The sequence below is a fragment of the Pseudomonas costantinii genome (assembly GCF_001870435.1).
Lineage (GTDB): Bacteria > Pseudomonadota > Gammaproteobacteria > Pseudomonadales > Pseudomonadaceae > Aquipseudomonas > Aquipseudomonas costantinii.
This window is the reverse complement of sequence record NZ_MDDR01000006.1, coordinates 213,133-228,130: the sequence shown is the minus strand read 5'-3', so window position 1 is coordinate 228,130 and position 14,998 is coordinate 213,133. Positions and strand designations below refer to the sequence as shown.

Sequence of the window (14,998 nt, the reverse complement as noted above, 5' to 3'; positions counted from 1 at the left end):
ATTAACCTTTAAGCTGGGCCAGGGCGCGGTAATCCGCTCCCAGCGTGGCCTGTAAAATCTCTTTCGGATAATCGTCGGTCACCACCGCTTCGCCCATATGGCGCAGCAGCACCAGTCGCAGTCGACCGTCGATCACTTTCTTGTCTATTGCCATATGTTCGAGGAAATCCGCCTCGGTCATCTCTTCCGGAGGGATGACCGGCAAGCCGGCGCGCAGGAACAGGCGGATGCCGCGATCCCGCTCCTGGGCGCTGATCCAGCCCAGGCGCTGCGACATTTCCAATGCCATCACAGTGCCAGCCGCTACGGCTTCCCCATGCAACCACACACCATAGCCCATGTGCGTTTCGATCGCATGGCCGAAGGTATGGCCCAAGTTCAAGGTGGCCCGTACGCCGGACTCCCGTTCGTCGGCATTCACCACCAGCGCCTTGGCGGCGCAAGAGCGGGAAATCGCTTCGGTCAGCGCCACCTGGTCCAGGGCGCGCAGAGCATCTACATGCTCTTCGAGCCAGGTCAGGAAGGGCTCGTCGCAGATCAGTCCGTATTTGATGACTTCCGCCAAGCCCGCCGACAGCTCGCGCGGCGGCAAGGTGTTGAGGGTCGCGGTGTCAATCAGCACGGCGTTGGGCTGGTAGAACGCGCCAACCATATTCTTGCCCAGCGGGTGGTTGATACCGGTCTTGCCGCCCACCGACGAATCGACCTGGGACAACAAGGTGGTCGGCACCTGGATAAAGTCCACACCACGCTGGTAGCAGGCTGCCGCAAAACCGGCCATATCGCCGATCACACCGCCGCCCAGAGCGATCACGGTGGTTCGACGATCATGACGAGCGGTCAGCAGGCCATCAAAGATCAGTTGCAGGGTTTCCCAGTTCTTGTGGGCTTCGCCGTCAGGCAAGATCACCGAGATCACCGAATAGGCAGCAAGGCTGCGGCTCAGACGCTCAAGATACAGCGGCGCGACCGTTTCGTTGGAGATGATCGCCACTTGCCGCCCGGCAATATGCGGTGCAAGCAACTCGGGTTGGTCCAACAAACCTTCGCCAATATGGATTGGGTAGCTGCGCTCGCCTAGATCAACCTTAAGTGTCTGCATGTGTCCCCGCGTGAAGATATATTTACGATCGGCAACGCTCGGATCTGACGTTGCCTGATGGCTCTACGCCACACCTCAAAGGGTGATGACGCGCCGCCGAGAATAGCGCATTTCTGGCCTGGCTTTAACGGGGTGGCAATTGCTGCAAGCGCTCGAGAATGTCGAGAACGACCATCCGTGGCGGCCGCTCATCGGTTTCCACCACCAGATCGGCGATTTCCCGATAGAGCGGATCGCGCAGCGCCAGCAAGTCCCGCAAGGTTTTTGCAGGGTCCGCTGTACGCAGTAACGGGCGATTACGATCACGGGCGGTGCGACCCACCTGCTGCTCAACCGAGGCATGCAGATAGACCACGCGACCACCGGCGTGCAGCGCCCGGCGGTTTTCATCGCGCATGACTGCGCCACCGCCGGTGGCCAATACCACGCCATCGCAGCCGCACAGCTCGGCAATCATCGCCTGCTCGCGGTCGCGAAAGCCCAGTTCACCTTCTTTATCGAAGATCCACGGGATATTGGCGCCCGTGCGCAATTCAATTTCCTTATCGGAGTCTTTGAATGGCAGGCGCAGCTCTTTGGCCAGCAAACGGCCGATGGTGCTTTTTCCAGCCCCCATCGGTCCTACAAGAATCAAATTTCGCACAGAATCAACGACTCACAGCAATCGCCTGGTTATTCATAATACGCGGAGTCAGGAATACCAGCAGCTCGGATTTTTTCTCCGCCAGCACATCGCGCCGGAAAAGGCGGCCAAGATACGGCACATCGCCCAAAAATGGCACTTTATCTACCACTTTGCTTTGGGTATTGGAGAAAACCCCGCCAATGACGATGGTCTCGCCATCCTTGACCAACACCTTGGCGTTGACTTCGTTTTTCTTGATCGGCGGTACGTCGTTGAGCTTGTTCAGATAATCGGGCTCATCCTTGGTGACCTTGACCTCCATGATCACCCAATTGTCGGGGGTGATTTGCGGGGTCACCTCCAGCGAGAGCGAGGCCTCTTTGAAAGACACGGAGGTGGCACCGCTGGAACTGGACTCCTGATAGGGAATTTCGGTGCCCTTGAGGATGCGCGCAGTTTCTTTGTCGGAGGTAACTACCTTGGGCTGCGAGACAATTTCACCGTTGCCGGTTTTCTCCATGGCGGTCAGTTCGAGGTCCAGCAACAGGTTGTCTGTGATAAAGGCGATGCCCACACCAGAAGTACCGGTGAGTGAACCCAAGTCGACAAACGGTGAGCTGGGCGAATTTTCCGGTGGCTGCGCACCTTCGGCCAAGGGCTTGCCGATACCACCCGCGCCCCAGTTTCCGGGATTGAGTCGCCCACCCCAGCGCACGCCCAGGCTTTTGTCGTAATCGACATTGGCTTCGACGATCCGCGCTTCGATCATCACTTGGCGCACTGGAATATCCAGTTGCGCCACGATCCGCCGCAACTCTTCCAATCGTTCGCTGGTCTGGTAGGCGATGATGTTATTGGTGCGGTCATCCACTGCCACCGAGCCGCGCTCATCGGTGACGCCTTCAAAGCCCGTCACAGATTGGAACAACTTGGCCAAGTCCGCCGCCTTGGCGTAATTGACCTGCAACAACTCCCGACGCAGTGGCGCCAACTCGGCCATCTGCTTGCGCGACTCCAGTGTCAGCCGTTCGCGAGCCGCCAACTCGTCGGCGGGCGCTACCAGCAAGACACCGGCTTTTACCCGTTTATCCAACCCCTTGGTCTGCAATACCAGGTCCAGCGCCTGATCCCAAGGTACATCCCTGAGTCGCAGGGTGATTGAACCCTGCACCTCGTCGCTGGCGACCAAGTTAAGGCCCGCCACATCGGCGATCTGCTGCAGCACCGCGCGCAGTTCGATATTCTGGAAGTTGAGGCTCAGCTTGTCGCCGGTATAAACGCCCGAAACTGCCTTGCCTGGCGGCGGCAGTTGGATCAGGTCCACACGATTGGGCACAGCAAAAGCCATCGGTGCCGTGAACGCTATCCATAGCGCCACACCGAAGGACGAGAAAGTCCTTTTCATTGTTTGATTCCGTTATGAGTTGACGTTCAACACGAGGGTTCGCGAGCGCACCAGCCATGCGCCTTGTTCATCGGGGAACAACTCGGCCAGCTCGATGTGGCCGTCATGAATAGCCGTTACTCGGCCGTGGTTCGGCCCCACATAGTCGCCGACCGCAAGCCGATGCACCGTTGAGGCTACGCGTAATAATGCGAAGGACTGCACGCCTCGGGACAACGTGCCGACCATTTCGAACTGATCGACCGCCAGACCTTCCAGCAAACCCCTTGGCCGAGTTAGATCTGGCGCAAGAGCTGGCTGGCCGCCAAGGTGCTCAGCCTGCAATGCGGGCAGCTGAAACGGGTCACGCAGGGAGGATGGGTCGTAGACAAAGCCCGACCCTTGTTTGGCGGCGTAGCCAGATTTATCGCCTAGCGAAGCACTTCGATAAATCTTGGCCAGCAATTCAAGCCGCAGTAGCGCCCCATCACGCCGAAGCGCGACATCATGCACAGTGACGATTCGCGCCAAGCCACCCAAAGCATTCACGAACGTCACCAGATCGTGAAAAGCCCCAGAAGCGCCAATCTGCATGGGTTGCTCGACATAGTACGGCCGAATCTGCTCATCCAACACCGCGATGCTCTCAACCATCAAGCCATTGGCAACGGCCAGCCGAGCAATATCTTCCAGCAAGCCCGGCACCTCGGACTCGCTCGGCAACTGCCGCAATAGCTCGGCAACCCCTGCCTGATTCAGCTGGAGCTGACGGGTGCGCTCTTCAAGGCTGGCGGACAAACCAGTTTTTTCCACGAGTTGTTGTTGCAGGGCCATTTCCTGCGCCCCTAACGCGCGCTGGCGCTCACGTGATGGGGCCAGCAGCAAACTATCGCCCACCACCAGTACCAAGCCTGCCAGCGCGCAGCCCAACAGTGCCTTGCCTGGCAAGGGCCATTTGGCAGCGTTGTGAGTCAGCGTGGAAAAATCGAGCCTGGGCAGGCTCATGGTTGGGCCTCGGTGGATTCCCCTTGGCGCACCATCAGTTGAAACCCGTTGCTACCCTGTTCATCGTCCGCCCGCACATGCTGCAACCGAGTGGCGTGGGCACCTTGCGAGGCCTCCAGACGACGCATCAGCTCGGCGATATCCTGGCTGGTTTCAGCACTGCCACTGACACTCACCGTATCACCCTTCGCTACAACCTCATGCAAATGCACCCCATCGGGAACTGCACGGGCCAATTGATCCAACAACTGGGCGCCAGCCGAGCGGGCTTCGTGGAGGTCCTGCACGACTTTCATGCGTTCCGCCAATTGCTGGCTTTGTTCTTGAAGGTCGTCGATGGTCTTGATGCGCGAATCCAGGACGCTGACTTCCTTGCCCAAGTGATTATTGCGCGTCACTTGCCGGTCGATAGCCTGGCCAATCACTTGATCCGCCAGCCACACCGCCGCGAGCGCCGCACAGGCTAACGCCAGCAGAAATATCAGGAAGTACTTGCGCCGCCGCTCCGCCAGCGCCTGGCGCCAAGGCAAAAGGTTGATTCGTGTCATCAAGCGAAACTCCTCAGGGCCAACCCGCAAGCAATTCCCATCCCTGGTGCATCCATGGCCCATTGCGTGCCATCGACTCGATGACCCGGCATGAAGCTGGCAAAATCCTGACTGCAAGCGCGCTCCAATGCAAACCCTTCGACGTCCACCACCCGTGGCACAAGCCCAGCCAGGGCCAAAACCGCTTCGCGAGCCTCTACGTGCTCCTTGAGACACGCCGCCAGCAACACCTCGACCCGAGCCGGGTCCTGGGCCGAAAGGCCGCGAACCTGAAAGTCGATAGCTACGTCATCCAATGGGTAAGGAACATACTGATCGGCTTCCATCTGGATCTTCCAGGCCATCTCTTCATCACTGAGCCCTGCCTCCATTTCGATCACCCGTGTGATGACCGACGGGCCCGCTACAGCCACCGCCGCCTGCCGCGCCGACGTACGCAACCGAGATAACGCCTGCTGCAGCGCGCGCCCTATGCCCTCGAGGTCCAGCAATGCGCCATCGACTACCGCCAGGGTTGGCAGCACCTGCGTGGCATAGCCTTCAACGGTGTACCCGCGGGCTGAGCGACTCAGCTCTATCAGCTTGATGCCTGTGCCATTGATGTCGACGCCCAGAAGGGTGTCGACTTTTCGCCTGAAAATTCCCTTTCTCATAAAACTCCCCAAAACTTTCCTTGTCATACCGGCTGATTGCCGCAGGGCGTCGTGCATTCGGTCGACTTGTTTGAGTGGCACGAATGACGCCCCAAGCCGAAAAATGCTTTAATGCCCAGCGTTTTTTCCCGCTTTTTATCTGCAGCTCGGGTCGATCCATCGTTTGCCATGCATGCCCCGACGCCTAACTCATTCTTTTCTCTGGAAATCCAAAAGCCTTGATTCGTCTGCTGAAGTTTTTCGGGTACTCCATTGTCGCGATCGTCTGCGGGCTACTGCTCGTACTCAGCGGTGCTTACCTCTACCTTAGTCCGGGTTTGCCTTCCGTAGAGGCACTCAGAAGTATCCAGTTGCAGATTCCTTTGCGGGTTTACAGCAGCGATGAAAAACTGATCGCGGAGTTCGGCGAAATGCGCCGCACCCCGATCCGTTTCGCCGACATTCCACCCAACTTCATCAGTGCTCTGCTGTCGGCTGAAGACGACAATTTCGCCAATCACTACGGCGTCGACCCTAGCAGCCTGGTGCGCGCAGCCACCCAGTTGGTAAAAAGCGGACACATTCAATCCGGCGGCAGCACCATCACCATGCAGGTGGCGAAGAACTTCTTCCTCACCAGCGAGCGTAGTTTTTCGCGTAAAGCCACCGAGATCCTGCTGGCACTGCAAATCGAACGTCAGTTGACCAAGGACGAGATCCTCGAGCTGTACGTTAACAAGATCTATCTGGGCAACCGCGCCTACGGGATCGAGGCCGCTTCCCAGGTGTACTACGGCAAGTCCATTCGTGATGCCAGCCTGGCGCAGATGGCGATGATTGCCGGCCTGCCCAAGGCCCCTTCGCGCTTCAACCCGTTGGCTAACCCGGCGCGCAGCAAAGAGCGTCGTGACTGGATCCTGGGCCGTATGTACAAGCTGGGCAAGATCGACCAGGCCGCTTACGACAGCGCCGTGGCCGAACCGCTGAACGCCAGTTACCACGTGCCGACGCCGGAAGTGAACGCACCGTACATCGCCGAAATGGCGCGTGCCGAGATGGTCGGCCGTTATGGCAGCGAGGCCTACACCGAAGGCTTCCGCGTGACCACCACCGTTCCGAGCAGCCTGCAGGACATCGCCAACAATTCGGTGCATTCCGGCCTGATCGCCTATGACCAGCGCCACGGCTACCGCGGCCCAGAATCGCGCCTGCCGGGCAAGACTCTGAGCGCCTGGACCACCGAGCTGGGCAAACAGCGTGCGATCAGCGGACTGGAACCCGCCATCGTCACCCAAGTGACGAAAGATGGCGTGCAAGTGCTGACCCGCTCCGGCGAAGCCCATGTGGCGTGGGACAGCATGAAGTGGGCGCGCCCCTTCCTGAACACCAACAGCATGGGCCCGATGCCCAAGCAGCCGTCGGACGTGGCCCAAGTGGGCGATTTGATCCGCGTGCAACGCCAGAAAGACGACAGCCTGAAATTCAGCCAAGTGCCGTTAGCCCAGGGCGCCCTCGTTTCCCTGGACCCGCAGAACGGTGCGATCCGTGCCTTGGTCGGCGGCTTTGCCTTCGAGCAAAGCAACTACAACCGCGCCACCCAGGCCAAGCGTCAGCCGGGTTCGAGCTTCAAGCCATTTATTTATAGTGCCGCGCTGGATAACGGCTACACCGCCGCCAGCCTGGTCAACGATGCACCGATCGTGTTTGTCGACGAGTACCTGGACAAGGTCTGGCGCCCGAAGAACGACACCAATACCTTCCTCGGCCCGATCCGCGTGCGCGAAGCGCTGTACAAGTCGCGTAACCTGGTGTCGATCCGCTTGCTGCAAGCGATGGGCGTAGGCAAGACCATCGACTACATCACGCGCTTTGGCTTCAACAAATCGGACCTGCCACCGAACCTGTCGCTGGCCCTCGGCACCGCGACCCTCACGCCGATGGAAATCGCCACCGGCTGGAGCACCTTTGCCAACGGCGGCTACAAAATCACGCCTTACTTGATCGACAAGGTCGAAAGTCGCAATGGCGACACCCTGTTCACCGCCAACCCGCCACGCGTGCCGGGTGACGTGGTCAACGGTGTGGCAGCCACGGATGGCCTTGCGGCACCGAGCCACGGCGGCATCACCATCGAGCCGACCCCAGGTGCAGCGCCAGCCACAAATGCCGCGGCTCCAACTGAGCCACAAGCGCCAGCGGTCGCTGAGCGTGTAGTGGATGGCCGTACCACCTATATCCTCAACAGCATCCTGGAAGACGTGATCAAGAAAGGTACCGGCCGTCGTGCACTGGCCCTGGGCCGTGCCGATATCGCGGGCAAAACCGGTACCACCAACGACTCCAAGGATGCCTGGTTCTCCGGCTACAACGGCGACTACGTGACCACCGTATGGACCGGCTACGACCAGCCGGAAAGTCTTGGCCGCCGCGAGTTCGGTGGCACCGTCGCGCTGCCGATCTGGATGAGCTACATGGGCGCAGCCTTGAAGGACAAGCCGTTGAACACCCAACCGGAACCGGAAGGCATTCTCAGCCTGCGGATCGATCCGGTGAGTGGCCGTGCAGCATCGCCAAGCACACCAAACGCATACTTCGAGCTGTTCAAGAGCGAAGACACACCGCCGTCGGTCAACGAGCTGGGCAATGGCGTTGTTCCGGGCAGCCCGCTGCCGGCGGATGAGGCGGCGCCAATCGATTTGTTCTGATGGAGTCTGTGGCCTAGCCCCCACAGGTTTCACCTTTAAATCCGGACAGCCACAAAAAAGCCCCGGCTCGTGAGAGCCGGGGCTTTTTGTTGGTGCGCTACAACGGCTTAGCCGTTGAACACATCATCCACGCTTTTCAGCGGGTAGTGCTTCGGATACGGCAGGGTAGCCACACCGGTCTCGATGGCGGCTTTGGCCACGGCATCGGAGATCAGGGTGATCAGACGCTTATCCATTGGTTTCGGGATGATGTACTCACGACCGAACTCCAGCTTGGCGCCGCCGTAGGCATCGCACACGTCCTGAGGTACCGGCAGCTTGGCCAGTTCACGCAGGGCGTTGGCGGCAGCCACTTTCATCTCTTCGTTGATGCGCTTGGCGCGAACGTCCAGGGCACCACGGAAGATGAACGGGAAGCCCAGTACGTTGTTGACCTGGTTCGGGTAGTCCGAACGACCGGTGGCCATGATCACATCGCTACGGGTAGCGTGAGCCAGTTCCGGAGAGATTTCCGGATCAGGGTTGGAGCAGGCGAACACGATCGGGTTAGCCGCCATGGTTTTCAGGCCTTCAGCGCTCAGCAGGTTCGGGCCGGACAGGCCAACGAACACGTCTGCACCGTTCAAGGCGTCAGCCAGGGTGCGCTTCTCGGTCGCGTGGGCAAACATCGCCTTGTACTGGTTCAGGTCGGTACGCTCGGACTGAACGACGCCCTTGCTGTCGACCATGAAGATGTTTTCCAGCTTGGCGCCCATGCTCACCAGCAATTTCATGCAGGAGATGGCCGCAGCGCCGGCGCCCAGGCAAACGATCTTCGCGTCAGCCAGGGTTTTGCCGGCGATTTCCAGGGCGTTGATCATGCCTGCCGCAGTAACGATCGCGGTGCCGTGCTGGTCATCGTGGAATACCGGAATGTCGCACTGCTCGATCAGGGCCTTTTCGATCTCGAAGCACTCAGGTGCCTTGATGTCTTCCAGGTTGATGCCACCGAAGGTGATGGAGATGCGCTTTACGGTGTCGATGAAAGCTTGCGGGCTCTCGGAGTCGACTTCGATGTCGAAAACGTCAATGCCGGCGAAGCGCTTGAACAGCACGCCTTTACCTTCCATGACTGGCTTGGAAGCCAATGGGCCGAGGTTACCCAGGCCGAGAATCGCGGTGCCATCGGAAATCACTGCAACCAGGTTGCCTTTGCCGGTGTACTTGTACGCCAGTTCAGGGTCGCGGGCGATTTCACGTACGGGCTCGGCAACGCCAGGGCTGTAGGCCAGCGACAAGTCGCGAGCGGTGGCAGTGGCTTTGGTGAGCTCTACACTCAGCTTTCCTGGACGAGGATGGGCATGATATTCGAGAGCGGCAGTTTTCAAATCAGACATATCGGCATTCCGCTTTTACTGTTGGTCGACGGACCGCCGAGGATACGCGTGTCGCAAAGTCCCTACAAGACTGGGCAGTCACAGGTGTCAAGGGCCCTGCACTAAGACTTTTGGCCAAGAGCCACGGGATACAAGGGCTCAACTGTTCACAATTGAATTAAAAAATGTCTACAATTTTTTCTTGAAAGTCTACTTATCCAGTCCACAGCCAAATTCCAGGTACAAAAAAGGCGTCCACTAGGGACGCCTTCTTGAACAGCAAGCAAAAGCCCAAAAGGCTTTTGAGCCTTACTCTGCTGGAGTAGCAGCAGGCTTCTTGCCGAAAGTACCGAAACGATCAGCAAAGCGCTGTACACGGCCGCCGGTGTCCAGAGTTTTCTGCTTACCGGTGTAGAACGGGTGGCACTCGTTGCATACGTCAGTACCCAGTGGCTTGCACAGGTTCGAACGGGTCTGGAACTTGTTGCCGCAGCTGCAAGTTACGTCGATGACTTCGTACGCTGGATGGATATCGGCTTTCATGGTGACTTCCTCGGGCTAGCGTGCCGCCACTCGACACTATTGTCGAATACCGCACGTAATTAGGCCGCGGATTCTACCAGACCTTTTTAAACACGCAAGCAGCCCTTGCGGCCGATTCCCCACGTAAAAGCCCCTTTCATCAGAAAACCACGGCATACCCAAGCCTTCCCCTGTCTGCTAGGCTCCCGCCCCTGCACCACCGCCTGCCTTATATGAGACCCTCCGCGTGCCCGACGCCATTTTGCGCCTAGCCCTGCCCTCGCCCCTGCGCCGCCTGTTCGACTACCGTGCCCCGGCCGGCGTGTTGCGGGCACAGTTGCAGCCGGGCATGCGTGTGCGTGTGCCGTTTGGGCGCAGGGAAATGATCGGCATCCTGGTGGAAGTCGCCGACCACAGCGAAGTCCCGGCTGAAAAACTCAAACCAGCCCTGGCGATCCTCGACGCCACGCCGCCACTGCCGCCGGCGCTGTTCAAGTTATGCCTGTGGACCGCCCAGTATTACCAACACAGCCTGGGCGATACCTTGAGCTGGGCGCTCCCGGTGCTGCTGCGCCAGGGCGAACTGGCCGAATCGCGCCAGGAACGCTTCTGGTCGACGGTGCCCGGCGCACGCCTCGACGACCCGCGCATCGCCCGCGCCCCACGCCAACGTGAAGCCCTGGCGACCCTGGCCCAGCACCCCCACGGCGTGGCGCATCAGCTATTAAGTAAGCTGATGCTGAGCAAAGACAGCCTCGACCTGTTGCTCGCCAAGGGCCTGGTACAGGTAGAAATCCGCAAGCACGCACCCGATGCTCGCCATGAACATTGGCTGGCCCAACCGGAATTGCCGCTGAACACCGAGCAACGCGCTGCGTATGAAGCGATCCGCGCAGGCTTCGACAGTTTCCACGCCTTTCTACTGGCCGGCGTAACAGGCAGCGGCAAGACCGAAGTCTATTTGCAGTTGATCCGCGAAACCCTGCAGGCCGGCAAACAAGCGCTGGTGCTGATCCCGGAGATCAACCTGGGCCCGCAAACCCTGGCGCGCTTCGAGCAACGCTTCAATGCCCGCATCGCCTTGGTGCATTCGGCGGTCAACGACCGCGAGCGCCTGGAATCCTGGCTGGCGGCGCGGGACGGCGACGCCGACATTATTATCGGCACCCGTTCGGCACTGTTCACCCCGATGAAAAACCCCGGGCTGATCATCATCGACGAGGAGCACGACGGCTCCTATAAACAGCAGGAAGGCCTGCGCTACCACGCCCGCGACTTGGCGCTGGTGCGGGCGCGCCAGGAAGACATCCCGATTGTGCTGGGCTCGGCGACCCCATCCCTGGAAAGCCTGCACAACGCCTACACCGGCCGTTACGGCCTCCTACGCCTCAACGAACGCGCAGGCGGGGCCAAGCAGCCACGTTTCCTGCGCCTGGACGTAAAAAGCCGTCCACTGGACAGCGGTATTTCCGGGCCTATGCAGCAAGCCATTGGCCAGACCCTTGCCGCCGGCCAGCAAGTCTTGGTGTTCCTCAACCGCCGCGGCTTTGCGCCGACACTGCTGTGCCACGACTGCGGCTGGATGTCCGAGTGCGAGCGCTGCGATGCGCGCATGACCGTGCACCAGCGCCACGGCGAGCTGCGCTGCCATCACTGCGGTCATGTGGAGCGGTTGCCGCGCCACTGCCCGCAGTGCGGCAAGGTGGATTTGCGCCCGGTTGGCGCGGGTACCGAACGCGCCGAAGAGCGCCTGGGCATTCTATTCCCGGATTACCCGGTGCTGCGGGTCGACCGCGACAGCACCTCGCGCAAAGACGCGATGACCCAACTGTTCGCCACCATCCAGAAAGGCCAGCCGTGCATTCTGATCGGCACACAGATGCTTGCCAAAGGTCATCACTTTCCACGGGTGACCCTGGTGTCAATTCTGGATGCCGACGGCGGCCTGTTCTCCGGCGACTTCCGCGCCAGCGAACGCATGGCGCAGTTGATCGTGCAGGTCGCAGGCCGCGCCGGGCGGGCCGAAGAACCGGGCAGAGTGATTATCCAGACGCACCTGGCCGATCATCCGCTGCTGATTCAGCTGACCGAACAAGGCTACTTTGCTTTCGCCGAACAGGCATTGAGCGAACGCCGCTCCGCCGGCCTGCCGCCCTTCTCTCATTTGGCGCTACTGCGCGCAGAAGCGCATAAGCCGGGGCAAGCCGAAAGTTTTCTCGATGAAGCGTGCAGCGCCGCCGAACGTTTGCTCGGCGAACTGAGTCTGACCGGCATCGAATTGCTCGGCCCGGTGCCCGCCCCCATGGAACGCCGCGCCGGACGTTATCGCGCTCAGCTACTCTTGCAGGCAACGTCGCGTGCACCGCTGCATCGGCTATTAAGTAGCTGGTTGCTTGCCTTGGAGCAAATGCCCAGCGGTCGGCAAGTGCGATGGTCGTTGGATGTGGACCCGGTAGATTTGTATTGATAACGATCTCAGGCAAACCAGCGCCCACATGTAGAAGTATTCACACGTTAAAATGTGGCAGCGGGCTTGCCCGCGATGAGGCCCGCAGGTCCGCCATCTGGCCTGAACGGTTGGCAAGCCCGCCCTCGCCACGGATAATGCCCAGTTTTTCCACCTGCGCATCGCGCGCCGCCGCTTGCGGTCGAAAGAGAACACCATGAAAGACACCATTCGCCAGCTGATCCAACAAGCCCTCACCCAACTCGTCAACGAAGGTGTGTTGCCTGAAGGCCTGACGCCGGCGATCCAGGTGGAGAACACCCGCGACAAGACCCACGGCGACTTCGCCAGCAACATCGCGATGATGCTGGCCAAGCCTGCGGGCCTGAAACCGCGCGACTTGGCGGAGAAAATCATCGCCGCCCTGCCTGCCGACCCACAGGTCAGCAAAGCTGAAATCGCTGGCCCTGGCTTTATCAATTTCTTCCAGAACACCCAGGCCCTGGCTTCGCGCCTGGACGCGTCACTGGCCGACGCCAAGATCGGCGTGCGCAAGGCTGGCGCGCTGCAACGCGTGGCTGTCGACCTCTCTGCGCCGAACCTGGCCAAAGAGATGCACGTGGGCCACCTGCGCTCGACCATCATTGGCGACGGCGTGGCACGCGTGCTGGAGTTTCTCGGCGACACCGTAATCCGTCAGAACCATGTGGGCGACTGGGGCACCCAGTTCGGCATGCTGATGGCTTACCTGCAGGAAAACCCGATCACCAGCAATGAACTGTCGGACCTGGAAAACTTCTACCGCGCGGCCAAGAAGCGCTTCGACGAATCCGAAGAGTTCGCCGACCGTGCCCGCGGCTTGGTGGTCAAGCTGCAAGCCGGTGACAAGGAATGCCTGGAACTGTGGGGCCGCTTCCGTGAGATTTCCCTGTCCCACTGCCAGGAAATCTACGAGCTGCTCAACGTTAAATTGACCATGGCTGACGTAATGGGCGAAAGCGCCTACAACGACGACCTGATCAACGTGGTCAACGACCTCAAGGCCAAGGGCCTGTTGGTTGAAAGCAACGGCGCGCAATGCGTGTTCCTCGAAGAGTTCAAGACCGCCGATGGCGAGCCGCTGCCGGTGATCATCGTCAAGGCCGATGGCGGCTACCTCTACGCCACCACCGACCTGGCGGCCGTGCGCTACCGCAGCGGTGTGCTCAAGGCTGATCGTGCGCTGTATTTTGTCGACCAGCGCCAGGCCCTGCACTTCCAACAGGTGTTCGAAGTGGCGCGCCGCGCCGGTTTCGTGACCCACCCGATGCACATGGAACACATGGGCTTCGGCACCATGAACGGCGCCGACGGCCGCCCGTTCAAGACCCGCGACGGCGGCACCGTGAAGCTGATCGACCTGCTGAACGAAGCCCAGGAGCGTGCCTACAACCTGGTGAAGGAAAAGAATCCGGAGCTGGCCGAAGCCGACCTGCGCAACATCGCTCGCGTGGTGGGGATTGGCGCGGTGAAATACGCCGACCTGTCCAAGCACCGCACCAGTGACTACAGCTTTAACTTCGAACTGATGCTCAACTTCGAAGGCAACACCGCGCCGTACCTGCTGTACGCCTACACCCGCGTGGCGGGTGTGTTCCGCAAGCTGGGCAAAGACTTCAGCGAAGTCGAAGGCCAGATCGTCCTGGATGCACCGCACGAACAGGAACTGGCGGCGAAACTGGCGCAGTTCGGCGAAGTGTTGAACAGCGTCGGCGAGAAAGGCACGCCGCATATCCTGTGCACCTACCTGTACGAGGTCGCCGGCCTGTTCTCCAGCTTCTACGAGAACTGCCCGATCCTCACCGCCGACGACGAAGCCCAGAAGCAAAGTCGCCTGCGCCTCGCCGCACTGGCTGGACGGACCCTCAAGCAAGGCCTGGAATTGTTAGGCCTGGAAACCCTGGAGCGTATGTAAGTTGGCTGCCAAGAAAAAACCAGCACCCAAGCGCGGCGCCAGCCGCTACCAGGCACCCGCGAAGAAGCCAATTCCGGGCTGGCTGTGGATGGCCATCGGCCTGGCGGTCGGTGCGTTTGTCGTGATTCTGATGAAGCTGGAGCCGGGCAAGGGCGATGACGTCAAACGCGTCAAGCAAGAGCAGCAGAAGGCCACAAAAATTGCCGAGGCCAACAAGACTGCGCCGAGCCCAACGGCTCCGGTGAAGCCGAAGTACGATTTCTACACACTGCTGCCGGAATCGGAAGTGATTGTGCCGCCTGACGCCGTGCCGGAGAAAACCCTGCCGACGCCGCAAGTGCCGACCACGCCGGTCACCCCAGCGGAAGCGGCAAAAATCGACACCGCACGCGCCCAAGCCGCGCTGGCAGGAATTACCCCACCGCCACCGCCGCCGGTGGCGACCACCAAGGCTGCACCGGTGACCAAGTTCTTCCTGCAAGCGGGCTCGTTCCCGAAACAGGCGGATGCGGATCGGGTGCGCGCGCAGATCATTCTGCTGGGCCAGGCCGTGACGGTGGAGTCCGGCACGGTGAAGGACGCGACGTGGTATCGCGTACTGGTAGGGCCGTTCAGCAACCGTGAACAACTGACCGTGGCGCAGAAGCAATTGGCTGGCGCAGGGTTTAGCAACCTGTTGTTACAACAACGCCAGAGCCGGTAATTTCGTAATCGCTCAAT

At 60.2% G+C, this 14,998-nt stretch carries 11 protein-coding genes and 1 pseudogene; 4 read left to right on the top strand and 8 right to left on the bottom strand.

From position 1 onward, the window contains the following. Position 1: 1 nt before the first annotated feature. The 6 genes and pseudogenes from aroB to pilM all read right to left on the bottom strand — a co-directional run bounded on the left by aroB (position 2) and on the right by pilM (position 5,317). Positions 2 to 1,102, bottom strand: a complete 1,101-nt coding sequence (gene aroB, locus BFL40_RS04720; protein ID WP_071482667.1) for a 3-dehydroquinate synthase — start codon at positions 1,100 to 1,102, stop codon at positions 2 to 4. Positions 1,103 to 1,226: 124 nt separating this feature from the next. Beyond that, the gene (aroK, locus tag BFL40_RS04715) at positions 1,227 to 1,745 is read right to left on the bottom strand and encodes a shikimate kinase AroK (RefSeq protein ID WP_071482666.1); all 519 of its coding nucleotides are present in this window, start codon (positions 1,743 to 1,745) and stop codon (positions 1,227 to 1,229) included. A gap of 4 nt (positions 1,746 to 1,749) precedes the next feature. Then, a pseudogene (locus BFL40_RS04710) lies at positions 1,750 to 3,003 on the bottom strand (type IV pilus secretin PilQ); the annotation flags it as partial. A gap of 141 nt (positions 3,004 to 3,144) precedes the next feature. Beyond that, positions 3,145 to 4,116: a pilus assembly protein PilP gene (locus BFL40_RS04705; protein ID WP_071482664.1), complete on the bottom strand. Its 972-nt coding sequence runs from the start codon at positions 4,114 to 4,116 to the stop codon at positions 3,145 to 3,147. Then, positions 4,113 to 4,664 (bottom strand): PilN domain-containing protein, encoded by a 552-nt coding sequence (locus BFL40_RS04700; protein WP_071482663.1) that lies wholly within the window; start codon positions 4,662 to 4,664, stop codon positions 4,113 to 4,115. The genes BFL40_RS04705 and BFL40_RS04700 overlap by 4 nt, the downstream gene beginning before the upstream one ends. Next, positions 4,664 to 5,317: a type IV pilus assembly protein PilM gene (gene pilM, locus BFL40_RS04695; RefSeq protein ID WP_071482662.1), complete on the bottom strand. Its 654-nt coding sequence runs from the start codon at positions 5,315 to 5,317 to the stop codon at positions 4,664 to 4,666. The genes BFL40_RS04700 and pilM overlap by 1 nt, the downstream gene beginning before the upstream one ends. 218 nt (positions 5,318 to 5,535) lie before the next feature. Between pilM and BFL40_RS04690 the strand changes: the two genes are divergently transcribed. Further along, the gene (locus BFL40_RS04690; RefSeq protein ID WP_071482661.1) at positions 5,536 to 8,001 is read left to right on the top strand and encodes a penicillin-binding protein 1A; all 2,466 of its coding nucleotides are present in this window, start codon (positions 5,536 to 5,538) and stop codon (positions 7,999 to 8,001) included. A gap of 107 nt (positions 8,002 to 8,108) precedes the next feature. On the opposite strand, the gene BFL40_RS04685 is transcribed toward BFL40_RS04690, so the two are convergent. Together BFL40_RS04685 and rpmE are read right to left on the bottom strand one after the other, a co-directional pair. Then, positions 8,109 to 9,377 carry a malic enzyme-like NAD(P)-binding protein gene (locus tag BFL40_RS04685; protein ID WP_071482660.1) on the bottom strand — a complete coding sequence of 423 codons (1,269 nt, stop codon included), beginning with the start codon at positions 9,375 to 9,377 and terminating at the stop codon, positions 8,109 to 8,111. Between the two features lie 288 nt (positions 9,378 to 9,665). Beyond that, the gene (rpmE, locus tag BFL40_RS04680) at positions 9,666 to 9,899 is read right to left on the bottom strand and encodes a 50S ribosomal protein L31 (RefSeq protein ID WP_071482659.1); all 234 of its coding nucleotides are present in this window, start codon (positions 9,897 to 9,899) and stop codon (positions 9,666 to 9,668) included. A 226-nt stretch (positions 9,900 to 10,125) separates the two neighbouring features. On the opposite strand from rpmE, the gene BFL40_RS04675 reads away from it, so the two are divergent. From BFL40_RS04675 to BFL40_RS04665, 3 genes are all read left to right on the top strand, one after another. Next, a complete protein-coding gene (locus tag BFL40_RS04675) occupies positions 10,126 to 12,345 on the top strand; it encodes a primosomal protein N' (RefSeq protein WP_071482658.1) in 2,220 nt (739 codons plus the stop codon). Positions 12,346 to 12,541: 196 nt separating this feature from the next. Further along, positions 12,542 to 14,278, top strand: a complete 1,737-nt coding sequence (gene argS / locus BFL40_RS04670; RefSeq protein ID WP_071482657.1) for an arginine--tRNA ligase — start codon at positions 12,542 to 12,544, stop codon at positions 14,276 to 14,278. Between the two features lies 1 nt (position 14,279). Next, a complete protein-coding gene (locus tag BFL40_RS04665; protein WP_016972721.1) occupies positions 14,280 to 14,981 on the top strand; it encodes an SPOR domain-containing protein in 702 nt (233 codons plus the stop codon). Positions 14,982 to 14,998 lie beyond the last annotated feature (17 nt).

What these genes read in the sequence shown, in the direction of transcription:
- argS (WP_071482657.1), top strand. Translation starts at nt 12,542, where the DNA reads ATGAAAGACACCATTCGCCAGCTGATCCAACAAGCCCTCACCCAACTC.
- BFL40_RS04700 (WP_071482663.1), bottom strand. Translation starts at nt 4,664, where the DNA reads ATGACACGAATCAACCTTTTGCCTTGGCGCCAGGCGCTGGCGGAGCGG.
- aroB (WP_071482667.1), bottom strand. Translation starts at nt 1,102, where the DNA reads ATGCAGACACTTAAGGTTGATCTAGGCGAGCGCAGCTACCCAATCCAT.
- BFL40_RS04685 (WP_071482660.1), bottom strand. Translation starts at nt 9,377, where the DNA reads ATGTCTGATTTGAAAACTGCCGCTCTCGAATATCATGCCCATCCTCGT.
- pilM (WP_071482662.1), bottom strand. Translation starts at nt 5,317, where the DNA reads ATGAGAAAGGGAATTTTCAGGCGAAAAGTCGACACCCTTCTGGGCGTC.
- BFL40_RS04705 (WP_071482664.1), bottom strand. Translation starts at nt 4,116, where the DNA reads ATGAGCCTGCCCAGGCTCGATTTTTCCACGCTGACTCACAACGCTGCC.
- rpmE (WP_071482659.1), bottom strand. Translation starts at nt 9,899, where the DNA reads ATGAAAGCCGATATCCATCCAGCGTACGAAGTCATCGACGTAACTTGC.